Origin of the sequence: Mucilaginibacter oryzae (genome assembly GCF_003148845.1) — a bacterium.
Classification (GTDB): Bacteria; Bacteroidota; Bacteroidia; order Sphingobacteriales; family Sphingobacteriaceae; genus Mucilaginibacter; species Mucilaginibacter oryzae.
Genome location: NZ_QGHA01000006.1, coordinates 25621 through 49491 on the forward strand (window position 1 = coordinate 25621; position 23871 = coordinate 49491).

22 protein-coding genes are annotated in these 23871 nt (G+C 42.9%); 3 read left to right on the forward strand and 19 right to left on the reverse strand.

The features are described from left to right. Nucleotides 1-19 precede the first annotated feature (19 nt). From LX99_RS16370 to LX99_RS16445, 16 genes are all read right to left on the reverse strand, one after another. Nucleotides 20-595, reverse strand: coding sequence for a DUF420 domain-containing protein (locus LX99_RS16370; RefSeq protein ID WP_109608858.1), 576 nt, complete (start codon nt 593-595; stop codon nt 20-22). 6 nt (nt 596-601) lie between these two features. Beyond that, nucleotides 602-1300 carry an SCO family protein gene (locus tag LX99_RS16375; RefSeq protein WP_109608859.1) on the reverse strand — a complete coding sequence of 233 codons (699 nt, stop codon included), beginning with the start codon at nt 1298-1300 and terminating at the stop codon, nt 602-604. Then, entirely contained in the window at nt 1300-1641 is a 342-nt protein-coding gene (locus LX99_RS16380; RefSeq protein ID WP_109608860.1) for a cytochrome C oxidase subunit IV family protein, read from the reverse strand. Before LX99_RS16380 ends, LX99_RS16375 begins: the two co-directional genes overlap by 1 nt. Nucleotides 1642-1655: 14 nt before the next feature. Then, nucleotides 1656-2375, reverse strand: a complete 720-nt coding sequence (locus LX99_RS16385) for a cytochrome c oxidase subunit 3 (protein WP_109608861.1) — start codon at nt 2373-2375, stop codon at nt 1656-1658. A 21-nt stretch (nt 2376-2396) separates the two neighbouring features. After that, the gene (locus tag LX99_RS16390; protein WP_022830430.1) at nt 2397-2981 is read right to left on the reverse strand and encodes a cytochrome c oxidase subunit 3; all 585 of its coding nucleotides are present in this window, start codon (nt 2979-2981) and stop codon (nt 2397-2399) included. Nucleotide 2982: 1 nt separating this feature from the next. Beyond that, entirely contained in the window at nt 2983-3846 is an 864-nt protein-coding gene (cyoE, locus tag LX99_RS16395; RefSeq protein ID WP_109608862.1) for a heme o synthase, read from the reverse strand. Continuing rightward, entirely contained in the window at nt 3843-4862 is a 1020-nt protein-coding gene (locus LX99_RS16400) for a COX15/CtaA family protein (RefSeq protein ID WP_342769430.1), read from the reverse strand. The genes cyoE and LX99_RS16400 overlap by 4 nt, the downstream gene beginning before the upstream one ends. Nucleotides 4863-5041: 179 nt before the next feature. After that, nucleotides 5042-6931 carry a cytochrome c oxidase subunit I gene (locus LX99_RS16405; RefSeq protein WP_211319042.1) on the reverse strand — a complete coding sequence of 630 codons (1890 nt, stop codon included), beginning with the start codon at nt 6929-6931 and terminating at the stop codon, nt 5042-5044. A gap of 20 nt (nt 6932-6951) precedes the next feature. Next, nucleotides 6952-8139, reverse strand: coding sequence for a cytochrome c oxidase subunit II (locus tag LX99_RS16410; protein WP_245927947.1), 1188 nt, complete (start codon nt 8137-8139; stop codon nt 6952-6954). Between the two features lie 49 nt (nt 8140-8188). Then, nucleotides 8189-9457 carry a quinol:cytochrome C oxidoreductase gene (locus LX99_RS16415; RefSeq protein WP_109608865.1) on the reverse strand — a complete coding sequence of 423 codons (1269 nt, stop codon included), beginning with the start codon at nt 9455-9457 and terminating at the stop codon, nt 8189-8191. A 12-nt stretch (nt 9458-9469) separates the two neighbouring features. Next, on the reverse strand, nt 9470-10054 hold the full coding sequence (locus LX99_RS16420) for a c-type cytochrome (RefSeq protein WP_109608866.1): 585 nt from the start codon (nt 10052-10054) through the stop codon (nt 9470-9472). Beyond that, nucleotides 10038-10574: a DUF3341 domain-containing protein gene (locus LX99_RS16425; RefSeq protein WP_022831191.1), complete on the reverse strand. Its 537-nt coding sequence runs from the start codon at nt 10572-10574 to the stop codon at nt 10038-10040. The genes LX99_RS16420 and LX99_RS16425 overlap by 17 nt, the downstream gene beginning before the upstream one ends. A gap of 7 nt (nt 10575-10581) precedes the next feature. Further along, the gene (nrfD, locus tag LX99_RS16430; protein ID WP_109608867.1) at nt 10582-12054 is read right to left on the reverse strand and encodes an NrfD/PsrC family molybdoenzyme membrane anchor subunit; all 1473 of its coding nucleotides are present in this window, start codon (nt 12052-12054) and stop codon (nt 10582-10584) included. A 26-nt stretch (nt 12055-12080) separates the two neighbouring features. Beyond that, entirely contained in the window at nt 12081-15143 is a 3063-nt protein-coding gene (locus tag LX99_RS16435; RefSeq protein WP_109608868.1) for a TAT-variant-translocated molybdopterin oxidoreductase, read from the reverse strand. Nucleotides 15144-15179: 36 nt separating this feature from the next. After that, on the reverse strand, nt 15180-16463 hold the full coding sequence (locus LX99_RS16440) for a cytochrome c3 family protein (RefSeq protein ID WP_109608869.1): 1284 nt from the start codon (nt 16461-16463) through the stop codon (nt 15180-15182). Between the two features lie 251 nt (nt 16464-16714). Beyond that, nucleotides 16715-17695, reverse strand: a complete 981-nt coding sequence (locus LX99_RS16445) for a deoxyhypusine synthase family protein (RefSeq protein WP_109608870.1) — start codon at nt 17693-17695, stop codon at nt 16715-16717. Nucleotides 17696-18035: 340 nt separating this feature from the next. On the opposite strand from LX99_RS16445, the gene LX99_RS16450 reads away from it, so the two are divergent. Continuing rightward, the gene (locus tag LX99_RS16450; protein WP_109608871.1) at nt 18036-19163 is read left to right on the forward strand and encodes a BamA/TamA family outer membrane protein; all 1128 of its coding nucleotides are present in this window, start codon (nt 18036-18038) and stop codon (nt 19161-19163) included. 3 nt (nt 19164-19166) lie between these two features. Here LX99_RS16450 and LX99_RS16455 read toward each other — a convergent pair whose 3' ends face one another. The 3 genes from LX99_RS16455 to LX99_RS16465 are packed head-to-tail and all read right to left on the reverse strand — an operon-like array spanning nt 19167 to nt 21125. Then, on the reverse strand, nt 19167-19793 hold the full coding sequence (locus tag LX99_RS16455; RefSeq protein ID WP_109608872.1) for a hypothetical protein: 627 nt from the start codon (nt 19791-19793) through the stop codon (nt 19167-19169). Between the two features lie 59 nt (nt 19794-19852). Continuing rightward, the gene (locus LX99_RS16460) at nt 19853-20605 is read right to left on the reverse strand and encodes a hypothetical protein (protein WP_109608873.1); all 753 of its coding nucleotides are present in this window, start codon (nt 20603-20605) and stop codon (nt 19853-19855) included. 43 nt (nt 20606-20648) lie between these two features. Then, a complete protein-coding gene (locus tag LX99_RS16465; RefSeq protein WP_146203145.1) occupies nt 20649-21125 on the reverse strand; it encodes a hypothetical protein in 477 nt (158 codons plus the stop codon). Between the two features lie 172 nt (nt 21126-21297). Between LX99_RS16465 and LX99_RS16470 the strand changes: the two genes are divergently transcribed. Both LX99_RS16470 and LX99_RS16475 read left to right on the forward strand, forming a co-directional pair. Continuing rightward, on the forward strand, nt 21298-22170 hold the full coding sequence (locus tag LX99_RS16470) for a transglutaminase-like domain-containing protein (protein WP_109608875.1): 873 nt from the start codon (nt 21298-21300) through the stop codon (nt 22168-22170). 169 nt (nt 22171-22339) lie between these two features. After that, entirely contained in the window at nt 22340-23869 is a 1530-nt protein-coding gene (locus tag LX99_RS16475; protein WP_211319043.1) for a sensor histidine kinase, read from the forward strand. The last annotated feature ends 2 nt before the right edge of the window (nt 23870-23871 follow it).

Consider the following 23871-nt stretch of genomic DNA (forward strand, 5'->3'; position numbering starts at 1 on the left):
AAAGTTAACCAATTATTAATTAAAAGTGGTAATACGGGCGAATCATTAAATAAACAACTACCCCGCTTGCGGTAACATATAGCCAGATGGGAAATGCCCAACGCACCAGTTTGCGGTGCTTCTCAACCTGCATTTGCAAACCGCGGTAAAAGCTCAATAATATCAACGGTAAAACTGCAGCGGCAAGTATAATGTGCGGTGTTAATATAGCAAGGTATAAAGGACGAAGAAATCCGGCCGATGCCTTCTCCGCTTCCGATAGCTGTCCATCGCCATTCATATCGCCATAAAAAATCTCGTTACGCATCAGGTAATGAAACAGGATGTATGATACCAGGAAAAGCGACGACAAACAAAACGTAACGATATTAAGGCGTTTGTGTATTGTAACGTTACCCTGCTTAATGTAATAAAGCGAAACCAGTAGTAATATGGTGCAGGTACCGTTCAAAACAGCGTTAAGCATTGGCAAATAGGGCGTAAATGAAGGCGCAACCGCAGGCCCGGGAATGATATGCCGGTTTAATACAACTACTACCGCAATTACAAAAACGGTTACACCCGCAACAAAACGGATTATAAATTTATCGCTCATGATCAATCAATATAAGGGCTTATCTATTTTACGTAACTCCTCGGCTATCAATACTTTTATCTCGTCGTTAAGGCGGTTAACCTCGGGGGTTACCGCAGCCTTATAATATCCCCGGATGCGATGTTCCTGGTCTATCAGTACAAAACTATCGCTGTACACAAAATCACCGCCAACCTTTGCAGCGTTAACATAAAGGCCGTTACGCGCAAAGCTGTAAACTGATGAGGTATCGCCGCTGCACATTAACCAGCGGTTTGATTCGGGCTTAAACGTTTGCAGGTACTCGTTCAGCACTTTGGGCGTGTCGTGTTCCGGATCAACCGTGATGGTTAAAAAATAAACCATCTTGTTTTTATAGTACGTACCCACCAGCCAACTCATGTTTTTATTAACGGTTTGGCAAACCGAAGGGCAATTTCTGTAAAAAAAGTTAATCACTAAAATTTTCCCTTTCAGGCTATTCAGTGTTACGGTTTTGCCTTCCTGGTCGGTAAGTTTAAAATCAGGAATAGTATGGTAAATAGTATCGGGGATATATTTGCCATGGTATTTGTGCCCGGTTGCGGCTACCTGTTTTGGACCGAAAACAGCCAGCGGTTTATACCTGTTTTTACCTTTAACGGTAAGTAAATAATATAAAAATCCTGGTACTGCCAATATGAGCACCAGGATCGCTATCTTTTTTCCTATTGAAACGTTGTTCATTACCTCAGGTCTACCCAGTGGTGGCTTTCGTTAGTAAGTACCAGGATTAAACCGATAATAAATATTACAGGGATGGCGATTGATAGAATCAATCCCATTTTTTCGAATTTAAGGTGCATGAAGTACGCTACGATAGCATATGCTTTGGCCAATGTTAAAATAATGTAAACTGGGTTAGCAAACCTTAATAAATTGGGGTGGCTTGGCACTACTGCAAGAGCAATGATAAACTCGATACAAGTGATAAGCGTTAAAATACCAGCTACCTGCCAGATCTTCTTTTTGCTCATTGATTCGTGTTCACCGTCGTGGTGAACTTCATGCGATTCTGCTGATGACATATGTGTAAATATTTTTAAACTAAGTAAAAGAATGTAAATACGAATACCCAAACAAGGTCAACAAAGTGCCAGTACAGACCGACTTTTTCAACCATTAAATAGCTGCCGCGTTTTTCGTAAGTACCCATCAAAACATTAACGGTGATGATGATATTGATAATTACACCAGTAAATACGTGGAAACCATGGAATCCGGTGATGGTGAAGAACAGGTTAGCAAATTCCTGCGAGGTTAAATGCTGGGAAGCTTCACTGCCTTTAGTAAATAAAGCTTTCAGTTCTTCCGGTCCCGGAACGCTACCCCACCAAAAACCTTCATGGTGTAAGTGGCCCCACTCTAAAGCCTGGCAGCCCAGGAACATGAAACCACCAATAACGGTAGCCACCATCCATCCCATAACTTCCTTTTTCGAATTACGATGACCGGCCTCTACAGCCAATACCATGGTAACCGAACTTAAAATAAGGATAAAGGTCATTAAACCTACGAAAACTAATGGCGCACCATGATCAATAAGTCCGGGTACTGATTGGAAAACTTTATCGGCAGCAGGCCACACATCAGCACTGAAACGCAGTGCGCCATAAGCTATCAATAATGATGAAAAGGTAAACGCATCCGAAAGGAGGAAAAACCACATCATTATTTTTCCGTACTCCACGTTGAACGGGGATCTTCCTCCCGACCAGGGCGAAGTTTTTACTTCGTCAATTTGTGAAACTGTTGTACTCATCTGTACTAATCTATGGGTGTATTAATTATGATTCAAAAGTAAAAAAACATACAGATAAATCCATATAATATCGAGAAAATGCCAGAAAATGGAGGTCAGCTCCATCTTAAACAAATTCTTTACCTGAGGGATATTACGGTATGTACCTATAAGCGTATTGATTAACAACAAAAGCGCGGCGAAAATGTGCAGTAAATGCGCGCCAACAAAAACGTAAACAAACGAGCGCGAAGCATTCGGATCTACAAAATAGATCTGCATTTTGTAGGTTAGTACATAACAGGCATAAACCTGTAATGCGAAAAAGGCAAGCCCCAAACCCAATGTAATCCATAAATACAGCTTTTGCTTATCAAACTGTAAAGCTTTAGCCGCCTTTGAGGCTAAAAACAAAGTACCGCTGCTTAGCACAATAACAATGGTGCTATATAAAAACGAACCGGGCATAATTACGTTTAAGCCATGGCCGCTGCCGCCGCTGTAAACGATAAAACCACTTGTAAAGGCGGCAAAAAGCATGAACGAGGTGAATATGAAAATCCACATGTTAAACTTTTTGGCTCCGAGGTTAAGCCTGTCGTTATCCTGATCAATCCTTGCCATCATTTCACTTAACTATAAAGTCTACTAAAAACATTATCTGAACTATCGGCAGGTAAAAAAACGAGCCGAACATTAATTTACGGGCCTCGGGTATTTCGCGGGTACGTAACAACATGAATGCCTGGTACAAAAATATCAGGCTGCATAGCAACGATACGCCCCCTACCCAGTAACCGCCATAACCATAAATAGTTGGCAACAAACTTACCGGCACCATAATAACGGCAAATATAAAGGTAATTACCGCGCTGGTAACATCTCTTTTGCCCGATGGTAACAACCTGAAACCTGCGAGTTTATAATCATCATCCAAAACCCAGGCTATTGCCCAAAAGTGAACAAACTGCCAGATAAACTGTATACTGAACAGGATCACCGCGATGTCATCAATCCTGCCATGTACCTGTGCGGCAACATAACCAATAAGCGGCGGCAATGCGCCTGGAATCGCACCCACAAAAACAGCAATCGGCGATTTTCGCTTTAAAGGCGTATATGCAAAAGCATATAACAATATCGAAAACACAGATAATAAACCGGTGAGCAGGTTTAAACTTCCAAGCAGGTAAGTACCCGCCATACCCATGCCTAACCCCAGAACAAGTGCCTGCCCGGTAGTCATTTTACCCGACGGGATGGGACGGTCCATGGTGCGCTTCATCAGCTTATCCAGGTCCTTCTCAATAATCTCATTAAAGGAATTAGCTGCTGCGGTTACCAAAAAGCCGCCTATAATAAGTTTTGCCCAGTCAATCCAGATCACATGGCCATTAACCCGGCTGCCTATTAAAAATGATATTGAAGCCGAGAACACCACCAAAAAGGTGAGCCTGGTTTTAATCAGTTTCGAAAAGTCGGCCCACTTCATTTGCTCACCTCCCTGCCTTTAACGCCCTGAAATAAGTTCAAAAGCAAATAAAACTGGGCGCCAAACAGCAAGCTGGCCAATACGATGTGTGAAGCCTGGGCCACCGGCGGCAATGCCAGATAAGATAATAAAATACCGGTAACTATCTGCAAAGTAATAATCAAAAACGTGAAACTCATTAACTGCTGCTGGATGGAGTGCCGGCTAAAATTCTTACGGATCAACACAAACAGCGCTATATTCAATACCAACACAACAAGCGCAATATCCCTGTGGTGATGAAAGATATCGCCCGCGTGAGCAACCCAGCTATCGCGATAACCGCCCTGAAAATGGTTGGCAACCGCGTCTATTTTCTCCCGCACTTCTGTACCAAACGCTATTTGTAAGGTACTCATCAATAAGGCCACTAAAGTTAATATAGAAACCAAAGGCTTTGAAACCGACGTTGGTCTACCGGAGATCCGCGCCGCATGATAAGTATAAATACATATCCCCAATATGGCCAATGCAAGCAACATATGTACGGTAACAATCCATGCAACCAGATTAGTTGATACAACGATGGAACCCAACCACGCCTGAAAACCAACAAGTACCAGGTTCAAAAAACTCAAAACGGCTATACGCTTATCTGTTTTCCAGTAATTAAAGGAAAACACGAGCGATAACAGCAGGAAAACGCCTGATAACGCGCCTACCAACCTGTTGATATACTCTGTCCAGGTTTTGCCTGCATTAAACTCCTCGGGAACAAGGATGGACCTGTCCTCGCGAATCCGTTTGGCAAGATCGCTATAACCGAACACATCCAGCGTTTTGGCAAAACGCTGATTTTTTTCAAGGCGTTTGGCTACATATTTCTGTTTGTAATCCTTAGGGAGTTCATTGATGTTAGTGGGAGGAATGTATCTGCCAAAACACTTGGGCCAGTCAGGACAACCCATGCCCGAACCCGAGCTCCTTACAACACCTCCGGCAAGTATCAAAACAAAAAGCAGAACAATTGTAGTCAAATTGATCTTCTGAAACCTATTTCTCCCGGCTGTGCTCATCTAAATATGTCTAAAAAATTAGGGCACCTTGCCAAGTCGGAAGTGCTAAGTTTTGAGTTCAAAGTTATTCACTTCCAACTTAAAACTTCCGACTTAAGACTTAACCGGGTACCCTAAAAGATCAGCGTATAGTATTAAATCTATTTAACTTGTTCGTTTGCTTTTAGTGTACTTGTGTACGTATTCAATGCTTCCAAACCTGCAGGATTATCTTCAAAATCGTGCGGTAGGTTTGAACTCATGGTTTGAGAATAAGGCACAGTTTGCGGGATATAATCCTGCTCGGCACCTGGCTTGCTGTAATCATAAGGCCAACGGTAAACGGTAGGGATTTCGCCAGGCCAGTTACCATGTAAGTGCTCAACCGGTGTAGTCCACTCCAGGGTATTTGACTCCCATGGGTTTTGAGTAGCTTTCTCACCTTTAAACATCGATACAAAGAAGTTATAAAGGAAACCAAACTGGCTCAAAGCAGCGATAATAGCGGCCCAAGTAACAAAGGTGTTAATGGTTAACCATTTCTGCATTGAAGCAAATTCGGTGAAGGCGTAGTAACGACGAGGCACACCGTCAAGACCCATAAAGTGCATTGGGAAGAATACCAGGTAAGCGCATATAAAGGTAAGCCAGAAATGCAGGTAACCTAATTTCTCGTCCATCATACGGCCAAACATTTTAGGGAACCAGTGGTAAACACCGGCAAGCATACCAAATATAGCAGCCGAACCCATTACCAGGTGGAAGTGAGCTACTACAAAGTAAGTATCATGCAAGTTGATATCCAAGGTAGCATTACCCAGGAAGATACCTGTTAAACCACCTGAAATGAAGAACGATACCATGCCGATAGCAAATAGCATAGCAGGTGTAAACCTGATGTTACCGCGCCATAAAGTGGCCAGCCAGTTGAATGTTTTTACAGCCGAAGGAACAGCGATAATCAGCGTAGTGATCATGAACACACCACCTAAGAAAGGGTTCATACCGGTTACAAACATATGGTGTCCCCATACGATGAATGATAGTACGGTGATACCAATCAATGAATAAACCATCGCATGGTAACCAAAGATAGGCTTACGTGAGTTAACTGACATTACCTCTGATGAGATACCCATTGCAGGCATAATTACTATATATACCTCAGGGTGACCCAGGAACCAGAACAAGTGCTGGAACAGGATAGGGCTACCACCTTCAAACGGCTGTTGTACACCATTTAATACGATATCAGAAAGATAGAAACTTGTACCAACACTACGGTCAAATATCAGCAACACAACACCGGCAACTAATACCGGGAACGCCAGGATACCTAATATAGCGGTAAGGAATAAAGCCCAGATAGTTAACGGCATTTTCCAAAGGTCCATACCTTTTGTACGCATGTTTAATACTGTACTTACGTAGTTGATACCACCCATTAATGATGATGCTACGAATAATACCATACTGATTAACCAAAGTGTCATACCCTCGCCAGAACCAGGCATTGCTTTAGGTAAGGCTGATAGCGGAGGATAAATTGTCCAACCGCCACTGGCAGGGCCCTTTTGTACAAAGAATGATGACAACATGATAACGCTGGCTAAAAAGAACAACCAGTATGAAAGCATGTTCATAAATGGTGAAGCCATATCACGCGCGCCTACCTGCAATGGAATAAGTAAGTTGGCAAAAGTACCGCTCAAACCAGCGGTCAGTACAAAGAATACCATGATGGTACCGTGAATGGTAACCAAAGCAAGGTAAAAATCGGGGCTGATACGACCGTTAGGGGCAAAACGACCTAACAAAGTAGTTAACAGCGGGAATGTTTTTTCAGGATAAGCAAGCTGGATCCTGAAAAGGATTGATAATATCATCGCGATAACCGCCATTGTAATACCTGTAATCAGGAATTGCTTGGCAATCATCTTGTGGTCCATGCTAAATACGTATTTAGACAGGAATGATTGGTCATGGTGATGTTCGTGACCGTGCTCGTCGTGATGGGCCACTTCGTGGTCGTGAACTGCTAATGTTGACATATCTCTCTTTCTTATCTTAATTAATTATTTAAGGCTAACCTGTTTGTTGATCCGTTGCTCTGCTCGTTGGCTGATGCAAAATGCAATTCCTTCCTCAAAGCATCATTCAGATATGGTTTCTGTTTAGACAACCATGTTTGATATTCGGCTTCCGATACCACACGCACAACTTTCTGCATGTTGTAGTGGCTTCCGCCGCATATCTTGTTGCAATAAAGGGTGTATTCAAATTTCGGATCATCCAGTTTAGCACGCATTTGAGCCGTAGTAATGGTAGGCACAAACTTAAAGAAGGTAGGCAAGCCCGGTACCGCGTTTAGCTGCACCCTGAAATAAGGCATGTAAACGCTATGGATCACATCCTGGGCAAGTATGTTCAGCCTGATAGATTTGTTAACCGGAAGGTACATGGTATCAACCTTCAAATCATCAAAACTGGACTTCTTTTTAAAGTTAACACCAAGGTTATTGGTTCCTGTTACCAAACGAAAATCCTTAGGACCTAATACGCCATCTTTACCGGGATAACGCAGTTCCCAGGCAAACTGGTGGCCTGTTACATCGATATTGATATCATCCTTAAGGTTTTCGCTATTCATGATTTTTTGCCATGTGAAAAAGCCGAATACTACCAGGATGGTTAAAACCACAGCAGGAATAATTGTCCAAACTTTTTCAATAGTATTATTGTGCGGCAGGAAGTGCGCGCGCCGTTTTGCAGAATAGCGGTACCTGAACAAAAACGTAAACAGCAGTATCTGGGTGATGAAAAATACTATCATCGTTAAAATGGTAGTGACGGTAAACATCTCATCAATTTTAACACCATGTGCCGAAGCTGCCTCCGGCAATGTCATACTACCCTGCTCTGTAAACGACCAGTAAGCGCCGTAAAGACCAATTAAAAGGAAAATGATACAAAAAGTAGCCATAACTGTATTCCAGTTGAGGCCTTTTTTTCCCTGCATTTTTAGGGTAAGGTCATAAACCTTCAGGATCTTGCCAACAACGGCAACGCCTAAACAGATCAGGAAAAATATGAGCACGTAATAGGCAACACCTGTCCAGTCAACCTTAGGGGCCTCTGCCTGGCCGGTGGCCGCACTACCGGCATCGGTTTGCGCCATCAACAGGTTCGTGCCCAGGAGCATGAACGCCGCGAAAAACGATAGTAATTTTTTAGAATTTATTAGTTTTCTGAATCCCATTTTAGTATGCTGTTTGGTATTCTGTATTATAGTGCAAATGTAATAATAATTATATGTGCAGGTGTAAGCTTTCCTGCAGGAAAGGGTGCTTTTTAGGAGCAAGCGATTTGGCTTTGCTCAAAGCTGTCATTGCAAGGAAAGTAAATAAACCGGCAAAGCCTATTAAAGTACCTATTTCAATTGGACCAATCTCGGTTAACCATGATGAAGTAGGCCCTGTTGTGCCTGGCATAACCATCATAAAATAATCCAACCAGTGGCCAATGATCAGGATGATACACATCACCTGTACGGTGCCATAAACACGTTTTGAATCGCGGGACATTAATACCAGTAACGGTGTAAGGAAGTTTACCACGATATTGATCCAGAACCATGGTTTAAATTCTGGCTCCCAGCGTTTAAAGAAGTAAACTGTCTCTTCCGGTAAGTTAGCGTAGTAAATCAGCAGGAACTGAGCAAACCAAACGTAGGTCCAGAAAATTGAGAAACCGAAAATGAACTTGGTTAAGCTATGGATGTGATCTTCAGTTACCCATTCAAAGTAACCTATCTTCTTCAACCTTAACAGCGTTAAAGTGATAACAGACAAACCGCTAACCCACATAGCCGCGAAGTTATACCAACCGAACATGGTAGAGAACCATTCAGCCTCTAAAGACATGATGGTATCAAAAGCGTAAATCGGAGTTGTAAAGCCAAAAATCACCAGGAACAGGCACGACATGTTGAAGCTCTTTTTGTAGTAGAACATGCCACCCAAATCGTCTTCCATCTCTGAATATTTAGCCAATAAGCGGCCAAAAATGCAATATGACCCAAGAAATACAACTAACCTGATCAGGAAAAAAACTTTGTTCATGTAACCAGACTTACCGGCGATCACCGCATTGTAATTTTCGCTATGCGGATCGGTAACGCCTGCTGCACCCCAGATTTTGTATAAGTAAGGGGCAACCACCTCTTTACCTTCTTCGTTAGTTATGTGGTGAGTTATAGAAAGACCGGCGAAAACTACCAGGATCAAAATACCTGCTGCCCATGGAAGCACTTTTCCAAAAGCCTGGGGAATCCTGATCATAGAGGCAGACCAACCAGCCTGAGCGGCGTATTGCACGGCGCAAAAGAAAATTCCGCACATACAAACCGCAGCGAAATAATACGCCATAATCAACAGGTTGGCAAACGTACGTTCAGTTTGACCAAACGCGAAACCACCTGCAATGGCAACTAAACCAATTACAATAGCAATGAGACTATATGTTTTGGCTTTGCCCACAAATTCGTATCGTGCGTCAAAATTATTATGAGTTTTCATTAATATCTTTTCTTATAGGGTTTGTAAATGGTGAACATACATTACCACTTTCCAGCGCTCTTCCGGAGATAACTGTGATGCGTATGAACCCATCGCATTTAACCCGTAGGTAATGGTGTGATAAATTTTACCGTCGGTAAGGTCCTTCATATTACCGCCACGTGATGATTGGCCGGTTGAATATGATGGCGGCGGTGGATAACCGTGTTTGGTTACTTCACCATCGCCCTGTCCGTTAACACCATGGCAAGGAGAACAAAAATGTTCAAACAAAACTTTACCTTCGGCGTAATTTGCCTGTGTTTGAGCGATTACCGTTTTAACTTCAACACTCGCCAGTTCATACCCTTCCTTAGTATTAGGATAATCGAAACGGGTAAAGCCAATCGGGGTAGTTCCCGCCGGTGGTACCTGCGCTGTCTTACCATCTTTAAAATTCGGGTTTTTCTGATCCGGATCGTATGCCAAATGCTCGTACATATTAGGTGCATACTCCCAACCGGTGCTCCTTTTATCCTTGCACGATGTAAAAACCATCGAGGCGGCGATAATGGTAACTACAGTTCCTAATATTTTAATTTTATTCATAGCTAACATATTTTCTGGTGTTGTGCTTCACTTCTGTAGCACCCGCCTCTTTTAGTAAATTAGTTATATCGTCGTGTGGAATATTTCCTTTGGCATCAATAGCGATCACAAACTTATCGTCAGTTGCCCTTAAATCCATTACCCTTGGCGTACGACCAGGAAATAAATGTGTAGCAAAGAAAAACGTAAACGTCATACCGAACGAAGTCCACAAGATTGTCCACTCGAAGGTAACCGGAACAAAATCCGGGATGGCGAAAAAGTTTTTACCACCGATATTGATTGGCCAATCGTGAACAAGCATGTAGTACACCATCGTAAACATGATCGAACCACCTAAACAGCCGAACATAAATGCCGCATAACCTAAACGCGAATCTTTAACATTCAACTTTGCCTCAATACCGTGGATAGGCATCGGGGTGTAAACATCATAAATCGGAACGCTGTTTTTTTGCAGCTTATCAATCCCGTGCATCATTTCATCGGGATCATCAAAAACGCCTAATATATATTTAGTGCTACTCATTGTAATATTATGCTTTTAGGTATTCAGATTGGTCAACACTATCATATTTCTCCAACGATGCGATGTAGAACTCAGCTTCAGCAGGTTCAACATGACCATCAGCCATCAATTTCTTCTTAGATTGCTCGCTCGAGCTCTTCAGCAGCAATTTCACCTCGGCCATAGCCACAGAAGGTAATACCCTGATGAACAGAAGGAACATCGTGAAGAATACACCTATCGAACCGATGAACACGCTCACGTCAACCCAGGTTGGATAGAACATCGCCCAGCTTGATGGTATGAAGTCGCGGTGCAGTGAAGTAACGATAATTACAAAACGCTCGAACCACATACCAATATTTACCACGATTGATAATACCCATGACAATGGGATATTGGTACGGATTTTTTTGAACCAGAACAACTGAGGAGTAATTACGTTACAGGTCATCATACTCCAATATGCCCACCAATACGGACCGGCAATACGGTTTGCGAAAGCGTATTGCTCATACTCGTTTTGTGAGTAGAAGGCGATGAACAACTCTGTTAAGTAAGCCACACCTACTATCGAACCGGTTAACATGATGATCTTGTTCATCGATTCGATGTGGAACATGGTGATATAGTTTTCAAGTCCTAATACTTTACGGGCGATAAGCAACAGGGTTTGCACCATAGCAAAGCCCGAGAAGATAGCGCCTGCAACGAAGTACGGAGGGAAAATGGTAGTATGCCATCCTGGTTCCAGTGAGGTTGCAAAGTCCATTGATACGATAGTGTGTACCGAAAGTACCAGTGGCGTTGAAACACCCGCAAGGATCAGCGATACGGTTTCAAAACGCTGCCAGGTTTTTACAGAGCCTGTCCAGCCGAAAGAAAGTACCGAATAGATTTTTTGACGGATGCCATGTGCACGGTCGCGGATGGTTGCGATATCAGGCAATAAACCTGTATACCAGAACACGAGTGAAACCGAGAAGTATGTTGAGATCGCGAACACGTCCCAGATAAGCGGTGAGTTCCAGTTTACCCATAATGAACCGTACTGGTTTGGAAGCGGCAATGAATATACTGCCATCCATGGGCGACCCATGTGAGCGGCGATGTAAGTGGCCGCGCAAATTACCGCGAAGATGGTCATCGCCTCGGCCGAGCGGTTAATCGAGTTACGCCAGTTTTGACGGAACAGTAACAATACGGCAGAGATCAGCGTACCGGCGTGACCGATACCTACCCACCATACGAAACCTGTAATATCCCATGCCCAGCCTACTGTTTTGTTCAGGCCCCATTCGCCCAAACCGAACCAGAAAGTCCAGCTGATAGCGAAAACCCAAAGCATGGCGCCAAGCGAGGCTACGCTAAAACCGATCCACCAGGCTTTACCCGGCATATTTTCTACAGGGCGTAATACATCGTTCGTAATCTGTGCATACGTGATGTCCTTACCCGTAATTAACGGTTCCCTTATTATTGATTCACTGTGAGATGCCATATATCTTTAATCTCTGTATATAAAATTTATGCCTGAGCTTCAGTTTCTACTATATTCCTGATTTTGGTTTGATAACCGATACCTGGTTGTACGTTTAATTCTTCAAGCACGTAGTAAGTTCTTTCGCTTGCAAGTGCTTTTGAAACTTCCGAATTAGGATCATTCCTGTTACCAAACACGATGGCGTTAGCCGAACAGGTTTGCTGACAAGCCATTTTAATCTCGCCATCTTTCAACGGGCGTTTCTCAATTTTAGCTTTCAGTTTACCAGCCTGGATACGTTGGATACACATTGAGCATTTTTCCATAACACCACGGAAACGTGTAACCACATCTGGGTTCAATACCAATTGTGTATGCTCACCTTGCAGGTAGTTATCGAAACGGGCATCGTTCCAGTAGTTGAACCAGTTAAAGCGGCGTACCTTGAACGGACAGTTGTTAGCGCAGTAACGGGTACCAACGCAACGGTTGTAAGCCATGTGGTTCAAACCTTCTGATGAGTGAACGGTAGCTAATACCGGGCACACAGTTTCGCAAGGTGCGTGGTCGCAGTGTTGGCAAAGCATTGGCTGGTGAACAACCGATACGTTATCAAAGTTATCCAGCTTCTCGATCTCTTTCTCTTTGGTTACCGCTTCTTCGCTGTTACCGTGATCGTTATAAGCATAATAACGGTCGATACGGATCCAGTGCATTTCACGGCGGCGGGATACCTCATCCTTACCTACAACCGGGATGTTATTCTCGGCATTACAAGCTACCACACAGGCACCGCAACCGGTACAAGCGTTAAGGTCGATAGCCATAACCCAGTCATAAACAGGGCGGTCGTGATTATCCCAAAGTGATTCGGCATTGTAATCCTTACGGCCATGCTCGTTACCGCTACCGGTAGCTGGGTTCTTTTTGTATTCAACAAAAGTAGCCTCGCGGATCACGCTCCTGCCCTCGTATGAGTGGTGGGTTTGCGTTTGCGCTAACGGCGATTTGTAACCGGCTGCTTTGAATGTAGCTACAGCGGCGGTTTGGAAAGTACCATTACTTAAGCTGAAGAATGGGTAGGCATTTTTACCTACATTGTTACCAACCGGACCGGCATTTGTACGGCCATAACCTACAGCTACCGATAAAGTACCCTGGGTTTGACCTGGCTGGGCCAATACGGGTAACTCAACCGAGTAACCGTTGGCATCAATTTTAATTACGTCACCTTCTTCCAGCTTCAATTTCTTCATATCAGAAATTGACATGGCTGCGAAGTTATCCCAGGTAACTTTAGATACCGGATCGGGCAACTCCTGTAACCATGGGTTGTTGGCACGTTTACCATCGCCAATGGCCTGGCTTACGTAAAGGCTCAATTCAAAATTGTCGCCACTGGCGGCAATAGCTTTGCTCTGGGTTAATATTTTTTGAGCTACACCGGCAAGGTCAAGGCTAAAGGTATAAGTTGACGCGGCTACCGGAGCTGCAATCACCATACCTGTTTGCAACAGGGTTTCCCAACCTTTTTGGCCGGATAAACCGCCTTTTGCCAACAAGCCTGAATCCCAGGTTTTGCGAACGTAGGTGTAGTAATCTTTTATAGGGTTTTCCATCCAAACCAATAAGCTATGCTCGGCCTGGCGGGTGTTATAAACAGGGTTAATAGTTGGCTGAACTACGGTATAGTAGCCTTCAACAGCGTTGGCATCACCCCACGACTCAAGGTAGTGGTGGTTAGGAGCAATTACCGTGGTTAATAAAGCTGTTTCATCAGCATGATCAGAAAATGAAACGCTTAAACGTGCTTTCTTTAAAGCCGCTATAAACTCAGCGCCTTTATAGTAGTCATAAGCAGGGTTAGCATTCAGGAACAATACAGCGCCAACATCACCGCGGTTCAATTCGTTTACAAACTCAACAAAGGCAGCATCGTTACCGGCATATTGTTTCGATGGGTTATCCAGATCGATAGTGGTACCATAGCTTCCTAACAATGAGTTGATGGCGTTAACCAATACCTGGGTAGCAACATCGTTTGATCCTGAAACAACCAGGGCTTTGCCTTTAGCTGCAACCAGTTCTTTAGCTGCTAATTGAATTGCGGTATCAACTTTTTTGCTGCCGGTTGCTTTTGAACCCGGCAAAGTAGTACCGGCAATAGCGTTATACAGGTTAAGCAATGCAACGCCCATTTCCGATGGTTTGGTAGTGATGCGGGCATCGGCATTGGTGCCGGTTAAGCTCATACCGGTTTCAAACTGGATGTGGCGCGACATTTTTTTAGCCGCCAGCGATTTGCTGTTACGGTTTGATACGTATTGGCGGGTAAATTCTTCGCCCGAAATCCAGGTACCCAGGAAATCAGCGCCAAAACTTACAATTACATCAGCCTTATCAAAGTTATAGTGCGGCAATACTGCTTTACCAAAACTGTTTTGATTAGCCTGGATGATACCGGTATAAGATACCGCATCGTAATTGATATGTTTCGTAGTAGGGTATTTAGCTATAAACTCGGCAATAACCGCCAAGGTTGAAGGGCTGTGCACGGTTGAAGTAACCAAACGGATGCCTTTACCCGAAGCAGCAACAGCGGCAAGTTCCTTTAATACGTAAGCGTCTGTTTCTTCCCAGCCTGCTTCAACACCTTTAATTTTAGGGTTTTGCAAACGGTTTACATCGTACAGATCAAGTACCGAAGCCTGCGCCTGGGCGCTTAAACCGCCTTTTGAAAACAGATCGTTAGGGTTACCTTCAACTTTGATGGGGCGGCCTTCGCGGGTTTTAACCAGGATAGCCTGACCTTCATAGCTTGAAGAGTAATAGTTGGCCACACCCGGGGTAACCTCTTCAGGTTTAATCAGGTATGGGATTGATTTATGCACCGGCACTTTCTGACAAGCAGCCAATGTTACCGCGCCAACACCAAAGCCAAGCGCCTTTAAAAAGTCGCGGCGAGGGGTTTTAGCAGATAAACCTGATCCGCTAAGCACTTCCTCGATAGGAATAGGCTCGGCAAATTCATTCTTATTTTTCTCAACAAATTCTGGTGTTCTGTTTAGTTCTTCTAAACCTTTCCAGTATTTTTTATTGCTGTCCATTTAAGTTATATAAACTGTAATGCTAAATTCTTTTGATTAATAGTGACACTTACCGCACTCGATACCACCCAATACGGCGGCTGTAACTTTCTCGCCCTTCTTGATCTTATCGTGTGCAGCCAGGATGCTGTCATAATAAGCATTGCCTTTACCGTTAACTTCGGTACGTTTGTGGCACTGGATACACCATTTCATGGTAAGCGGAGAGTACTGGTAAACCTCTTTCATGGTTTGCACAGGGCCGTGGCATTGCTGGCATTTAATACCACCAACTTTCACGTGCTGTGAGTGGTTAAAGTAAGCCAGGTCAGGCAGGTTGTGGATACGCACCCATTGAATTGGCTTAGCTGCAGTGCTGTCATACTTCTGGGTTTTAGGATCATAACCCAAAGCATCATAAATTTTATGAATCTCTTCCGACTCGGTTTTAACAACCTTGTGGCAGTTCATACATACGTTTAATGATGGTATTGAAGCATTTTTTGATTTGTATGCGCCCGAGTGGCAGTACTGGCAATCAATTTTCATAACACCCGCATGCAGTTCGTGCGAGTATTTGATTGGCTGTACCGGTTGATAACCTGTGTGTACGTTGGTGTTCCATAAAGTAACCCAACCCCAGCTGCCCATAGCTATGGTACCGCTAACCAGTATAAAGAATACCAGTTTCTTGTTTTTAAGAATCTTGGCAATAAACGCTTTCCTCGCATCGATAGCGGCGGCACCGGCAGCTTCGGCAGCAAGTTCGTCTTCAACCAAAAGGTCTTTATTTTTAAGCAGCACGCGCTCTAACGAACCTACTACCCTGTTTAATACCAGGATAACGATGAACGCGATGATGATAATACCGATCAAACCGAAAACAACCATTTCGCTCGGGCCGCTTTCAACAGGCACAGGCGATACTTTACCTTTATCACCGCCGCCAGATTGCTTTTCTTTCCAGTCGGCACGGATGTAAGTAAGGATGTTACCTACATCGGCGTCGCTCAGATCGGCAAACACGGTCATCCCGGCCTGGTTATACTCATTGTAAATTTTTAGCGCCTTAGGGTTTTTAGCCGCAATTAAGGCCTGGTTGTTCTGAATCCACTTGATAAGGTATTTATCATCAGTTTCTGCAGTAACCTGCGGCCCCAGCGCCGGACCAACTAAACGGGTATCGATTTTGTGACAGGCAGTACATTTCGATTTAAAAATAGCCTCGCCTTTTGCCGCGTCTGTTTGCGCGTTAGCGATGGATAAACTTCCAAATGCAAACCCGGCAATCAGTAAAACCGACCTTGAGAATTGTTTAAGAATCAATGAGAAGCTTCTCATACAGTGTATTTATGCTTAATAAATTTGTATTAGATGTGTGAAATTGTTGAAAGAACTTCGTTTCCTCGGGCAATTACAGGCACAAAAGTATAATTTTATACACTATCGGTGACACATAAATGACACCAACGTATAATTTATAATCGTTCTAAATAGACAAAAAACCTCATTTAAACGTTGCTAAACGCATATTAATGTCATTTAGCAATTTTTTGCCGAAATTGTCCCTTTACTTTTTTTATGAAATATTGTTATTGCTTCAAAATCCAGGCAAAAATGAGCGGCGCAACAATAGTCGCGTCACTTTCTACTATGAATTTTGGCGTGTGGATATCCAATTTGCCCCAGGTAATTTTTTCGTTCGGCACAGCGCCGGAGTATGAACCGTACGAAGTAGTTGAATCGGAGATCTGGCAGAAGTAGCTCCAGAACGGAACATCATGCATTTCCATATCCTGGTAAAGCATAGGCACCACGCAAATAGGAAAATCGCCTGCTATACCCCCACCAATCTGGAAAAAGCCGATGCCTTTGCCTGATGAGTTTTTAGTATACCAATCGGCCAGCCAGGCCATGTATTCGATACCGCTTTTCATGGTTGAGGCTTTAAGCTCGCCTTTAATTACGTAAGAAGCGAAAATGTTACCCATGGTCGAGTCTTCCCATCCCGGTACCACAATAGGCAGGTTCTTTTCGGCAGCGGCCAGCATCCATGAGTTTTTAGGATCTATCTCATAGTATTGCTCCAGTTCGCCGCTCAATAATATTTTGTACATGTATTCGTGCGGAAAGTAACGCTCACCGCTGTCATCAGCATCTTTCCAGATCTTGTGGATATGTTTTTGCAGCCTGCGGAAGGCTTCTTCTTCAGGGATACAGGTATCGGTTACACGGTTGTAGTGGTTTTCTAACAAATCCCACTCTTCCTGCGGGCTCAGGTCGCGGTAGTTAGGTACACGCTTGTAGTGCGAGTGCGCTACCAGGTTCATAATATCCTCTTCGAGGTTGGCGCCTGTACATGAAATAATAGCGATCTTATCCTGGCGGATCATCTCGGCCAATGAAATACCCAGCTCGGCTGTACTCATGGCACCTGCTAAGGTAACCATCATTTTACCGCCTTCTTCAAGGTGTGCTTCATAGCCTTTAGCTGCATCCATTAATGCCGCGGCGTTAAAGTGCAGATAATTTTTTTCAATAAACTGCGAAATAGGTCCTCTTGTAGTGCTCATAGTATTTCATTAAAATTCAGCCGCAAAAGTAGGCATTTTAGTTAAATTGAATTTTAAATGATGATTTATCTTTTTGCGAGCAAAACAAGGGTGATTTTACCAATTGGATCAGCTGCCCACCCGCTTAAATTAACATGTGGTTACGCTACCTTAAGCGAAGCGCGAATGGGACAATTCTTTATTTTCAGATCCATCAATCATCGGCACAAATCAGGGTTTAGTTATCTGCGCGGGCACCGTTTAGCGTGATCATATTGTCAATAACCGCGATTAAACTTTTAAATTGTTAATGGTAAACCAAAAGAAACAAAATGGGTTATATTAGCCACTGCAAATCTCTATGAAGAAACTTGTTACATTAGTACTGTTTATTGCCGCTTTTCAAAACGCCCATTCGCAAATATCCCGTGTTATCAGGCGCATGTATTTTGATAAAGATACCACCCGCAAAAGCAGTTTTGTTATTTTACCCGTACTAAGTTCGGCACCCGAAACCGGCTTAGAAGTGGGCGGAGCCGGTTTATTATCTTTTTATACCAATACTTCAAAGTCAAATACCCGCGTATCCAACGTGTTTGGTTATGCAACTGTAACAACAAAGGGACAAAGCCGATTAAGTCTTACCACCAGCTATTGGACACCCGGCAACGACTACCATCTTACGGCGGGTGTTAGCTATATTAACTTTCCGTTCGATTTTTATGGAATTGGTAACAATACGCTCAGGGCAAACTCCGATCGTATTGGTCAAAAACGCTTTAAGGTTAATTTTATCGGTGAAAAAAGGATCACCAATAACTTATATGCCGGGATAACCGCCGGCGCCTGGGATTACAGTTTTAGGGATGATGATAAAACGGGCATATTTTACACCGACCCGAGGGTTGAAAACCGTGGTGGTGGACCAAGCGCTTATATAGGCCCTACTATCGTATTTGATAACCGGAACAACAATACCTATACCACCAAAGGTATGATCATCAACACCTATTTTGAGGCTATACATGGTATGTTCAGCAATAACGGTTACAAGGGCGGCTTCTTCAATATCGAATATTCACAATTTTTCCTGCTGGCCCCTAAATGGGTACTTGGTTTGGATATACAGGAACAAAGCCTTACCGGACACGATTCGCCCTTTTATTTATTACCGGACCTGGGCAGCGACGAGCTGATGCGCGGCTATTACAACGGCCGTTTCCGCGACAGGAACATGATTGCCGGCCAGGCCGAATTACGCTATCGTCTGAGTAACCGTATAGGCTTCGCCGGTTTTGTTGGCGGAGGTGAGGTTTTTCAAAGCGAGTTTAAAACATCCCAGCTCAAACCCAACTATGGCGGCGGCATCCGCTACTTCTTCGACGTAGAGAAGGGTCTCGCCGTACGTATAGATTATGGCGTAGGCCAGAAAATACCTAACGAAAAAAGGCTGACAGGGTTTTATATCGGATTGGGACAGTCGTTTTGATTGTCACGTAACAGTTATTTCAGTGATATTGTTATCATTGAGTAATTTAACCCAGTCATTAAGACACTTGTTTGTTTGATCATTATTTACAAAATCAGAAAGATTAAAACTTTTGGCTATAAGAATACCTTTCTCATTAGTTCGTATTAAGCTACCTGAATTGGCTTTATAAAGATCCAGATTTTCGTCGTCAAATAATGCCTTATAATCAGGATCCCACCAAACGTTTTTCCCAATTAAAAAAATCAACTTTGTCATCGATTGCCTAACTGGTGAATATGAATTGACATCTTCAGATGGATTTTGCGCATCAAAGTACCCCGTATCCGCTTCAACCAATACAGAAAACCGAAATAAATTATTATTTATCTTTTTTTCTGAAAAATAAAATTCGTAAAAATACATACCCAACAAATCCCACGATAAAGTATCAAATTTAACTTTGCTCCTATAGGGCGGCGCAATGAAATTACACCAGGCAAAACCGCCTCCAAACGTTTGAAAATCTAAACTATCGCCGATGTGCTGCGCTAAGCTAAGTACTCGTTGTTGATAAAGGAATAATAACCTGTAAGCTTTTCTAACATCTAACAATACATTTTCAAATTGGTCCTTTGAAAGTTCACTCATGATTTTAATAATAAATAGTAGCTATCCATATCAATACTGCAATGATTTAATAATTTATGTCATTGGAGCAAATCGTTCTTAATATTAAAATATTCTAATAGATGAATACTTTCATCTCTGATACCTGATAACTCTCCAAAATCTGTTTTCTCAAACCACTCCCCGGTGTAAAATCCATGTATACGAAACCCCAACAACAAATCGTTTAATATATTAAAAACAGAAGAATGAGCACTAAGCATTAACTGATTTTTATCAAATTTGTAGTGAAAGTCTTTTACTGTCTTTAAAAGCCTCGACCAACGGCATTTTATTACTTTAATTTTCTTGTCCAAATATGGCGCCTCATTCAAAATAATGGTTTCCGTTTTATCATCGTTGATTCCTCCAACTGCTATCAGATAAACATCTCTATTAAAATCTCCAAATTCATTTAAGTAGGCTTTGTATTCGCTAATCCACTGTTCCGCATCCTGCAGTCCTTGGTCATACCGCTTAACTTCAATTATAATATCAAAATCAAGCGTTTTTATAAATAAATCAGGCTCAACTAAATTAGTGTTACGTGTATTTAAAGGATCCCATCTGGGCCAGAATGAATAATCTGTGATTCTATAACTGTAATTGGGAATGTCATTTCCATAACAGGATTTTAATAAAATGTCCCAAAATAGTTCGTTAGGAAGATAAAGCAATAAACCAAAAATTGTTGAAGTAAGAGAATCTTCAGACGTTCGAAATAGTTTCTTCCAATGAATTTCGTCACTTGTAATATTCCTTCCGGCTTTGTTTAGGCTTATCGCTTGGAGCATATTCGTAAAAATGCAATTATCTTTTTAAAATAAAGCTTTCAGTTTAATATTTTATAGCAAAATGCTCTTGTTCTTTCCTGTTTTCCTTAAAAAAAACTAAACCAATGTAAAACAAGTCGATTGATAGCATAACTCGTTTATTTGTTTTCACTACCTTCCAGGCTGCTTCTATTTCCATTTTCCGATGAATGTTAAAAAACAACATGATTGTTTGACTTTGAATATACTGCAGACAATCGTTGAAAGCATGAATAATATCGCCCCTCGAAGCGTCGATCATTACCCAATCTGGAGAATTATAGCCTGACAACCTATTTACATCAGTTAAAATAGCATCCGGAACAGCCTTTTTGATAGATAACGACAAAACGCCATTGTCATCGCCTGCAAAAGCGATTACCCGTGGGTTAAAATACACAGCCAGCCTATAAATTAACTGATAAACCTTTAAGGGCAGTGTATTTATCAAACGTTTGTCAGGATGATGGGCTTTAGCATAAGCGGCAATTTCCCGGTACACTTTTTGGGGACTGTAATCGTATATAACCGTATCAATCAGCTTGTAAACAAATGGGGAGTGGATTCCGTGCCTGTTATTGGCCACAAAACGGTGCCGCAGGTAATTGAGCCCGTACCTTAAATTATACATCGCTGTAAAAATAAAAAAGGTTTAGTATTTTAGCGTACAGCGTATGATTAATCCCAACGAAGTAAATTCACTGATCCGCTTACTGGATGATCCGGACGGCGAAATTTTTGAACACGTATATGGTAAGCTGCTCTCCTACGGCGCCGAAGCTGTAACTTATCTCGAATCGGCATTTGAGCAGGCTTTCGACCCTATATTGCAGGAACGTATTGCCAACCTGGTTCATGACATCCAGTTCGGCAGCCTTAAAAATGACCTTAAACTCTGGAACCAAAGCGGGGCGTTCGACCTGCTTCAGGGTATCCTGATCATCAACCGCTACCAATACCCTGATCTGGACGAGCAAAAAGTGATTAACCAGATAGAGGCCATTAAACGCGACATCTGGTTACAGATGCTGAACGAGGCGAGCCCGAAAGAACAGATCAAACTTATTAATCACGTTTTTTATAACATTTACGGCTTTAGCGGTAACACCGCCAACCACCTCGATCCGCAAAACAGCTACCTGAGCCAGGTGCTCGAAACAAAAAAGGGCAACCAGATCTCGCTCGCTATTATTTATTCTATAGTAGCGCAAAAGCTTGACATACCGGTTTACGGCGTAAACCTGCCCCAGCATTTTATCCTTGCCTATGTTGATGAAAGCCTGCAGAGCGAATTTGAAAGCGGCATACTGTTTTACATCAATGCCTTTAACAAAGGCTTTTTGTTTGGCAGGCGCGATGTTGATATGTTCCTGAAACAGCTTAACCTGAAATATGATAAGCAGTTTTACGAGCCATGCTCCAATACCGATATCATTAAACGTGTAATCCGCAACCTCATCAGCGCTTACGAAAACCTTGGCTCGGCAGATAAGGTTAGGGAATTGAATGAGCTGCTCAGGATAATGGAAGCCCCCCCCGCCCCCTGAAGGGGGTGCCTTTGATTTGCAGGGTATGCTACCGTTAAATTTCGCTTATTCAACTATTGTTCCCCCTTCAGGGGGTTAGGGGCATCCACCCCACATTTCCTGTATTTCATCCCATTTATTTATTCAGTAGTATTGTGCATTATACCTTGCGGCATAATTAAAAATCACTATGACTGAGTTGCTGAAAAAAAACCTCGACCTGAAAAAAATTGAATTCTGGGCCGCAAGCACTATTTACGCCTTTGGGCTGATGCTGTTACTGGCCAAAGTAGCCAATAGCGGCGATACCGAAATATGGACCCCCTATCGGTATATGTTCAATAACTATCACCTGCATTACTCCTACTCCAAATATTATTTCTTCCCTCAGGTGTTCAGGTACACCGGCTACTACGGTGGCTTTTTACTGTGGAATTTTGTGATTATACCGGCGCTTGCCGAAAAACGCCGGGTTGTCTGGCATGTTATTTTAGGCTTGATGCTGCTGGTTTTTTTCTGGGGACTATTTGGGATTACTGATACCTGGCTCAAAGGTTACCTGTTTTATCATAAAAGTGCCGACTATGTGTACAACCTTGTTTTTAAACTGAACGTAATTTATACGCTGTGGGTAATGATGATGCTTACCTTTTATAGCGCCATCAAATATTCGGCGCAGTTTCTGTTAGTTAATATTGATAAAATCCAGGCCAGGTACCGCATCCTTACACACGATTGCATTATTGCCATTGTAGTTGTAATGATCATCGCTTTCTTAATGGCGCTTCTTGATGCGGGGATAGAGTTAATTACCTGCTTTGTCATAATGTCACCAACCGCGATCGGTGTTTACGCGCTATCATTTTACAGCCTTATCCCTCAAACCCTCGCAAAAAACCGGGGTATATTGAGGTACCTGCTCAAGGTTGCCGGTATTATGCTTGGTATTGGTATACCTATAGGCTTTGTGACCGCCTTGATCTTTAACCGCGTCGAGCCGGTTTTTATTATTTTTGGCTTTAACAGCGGCATTCAAATTTTACTTACAGCACCGTTTGCGTGGATTGTTTATAAACGTAAACTGGCCGGTAACCAGGAAATTACCTACCTTAAAACCGCCCTTGGCCGCTCAACCGCCGATCTGGATTTTCTCCGTTCGCAAATTAACCCGCATTTTTTGTTCAACGCGCTTAACACGCTTTACGGCACTGCCCTGCAGGAAAATTCCGAACGCACTGCCGAGGGCATCCAGCGCCTGGGCGATATGATGCGCTTTATGCTGCAGGAAAACATGCAGGAAAAAATACTGCTGGTACGCGAAATCGATTACCTGAACAACTATATCGCCCTGCAAAAACTGCGTGTGCAAACCTCGCCCGATATCACTATTGTTTTGCAGATAGAAGATCACCTGGACGGCTTACAGATAGCCCCTATGCTGCTGATCCCCTTTATTGAAAACGCTTTTAAGCATGGCATCAGCCTGCGCGAGCCGTCGCATATTAACATCAGCCTGCAAACCAGGGATAATACGCTTTATTTTGATGTGCATAACAGCATTCACGCCAAAACCGTTAACGATACCGAAAAATATAATAATGGCATAGGACTTGAAAATGTAAAGCAAAGGCTTAGCCTAATGTATCCCGGCAGGCACGAGCTGGTAATCCGCCAAAGCGCTAAAGATTTTTTTATACATTTAACCATCCAACTTAAATAGCA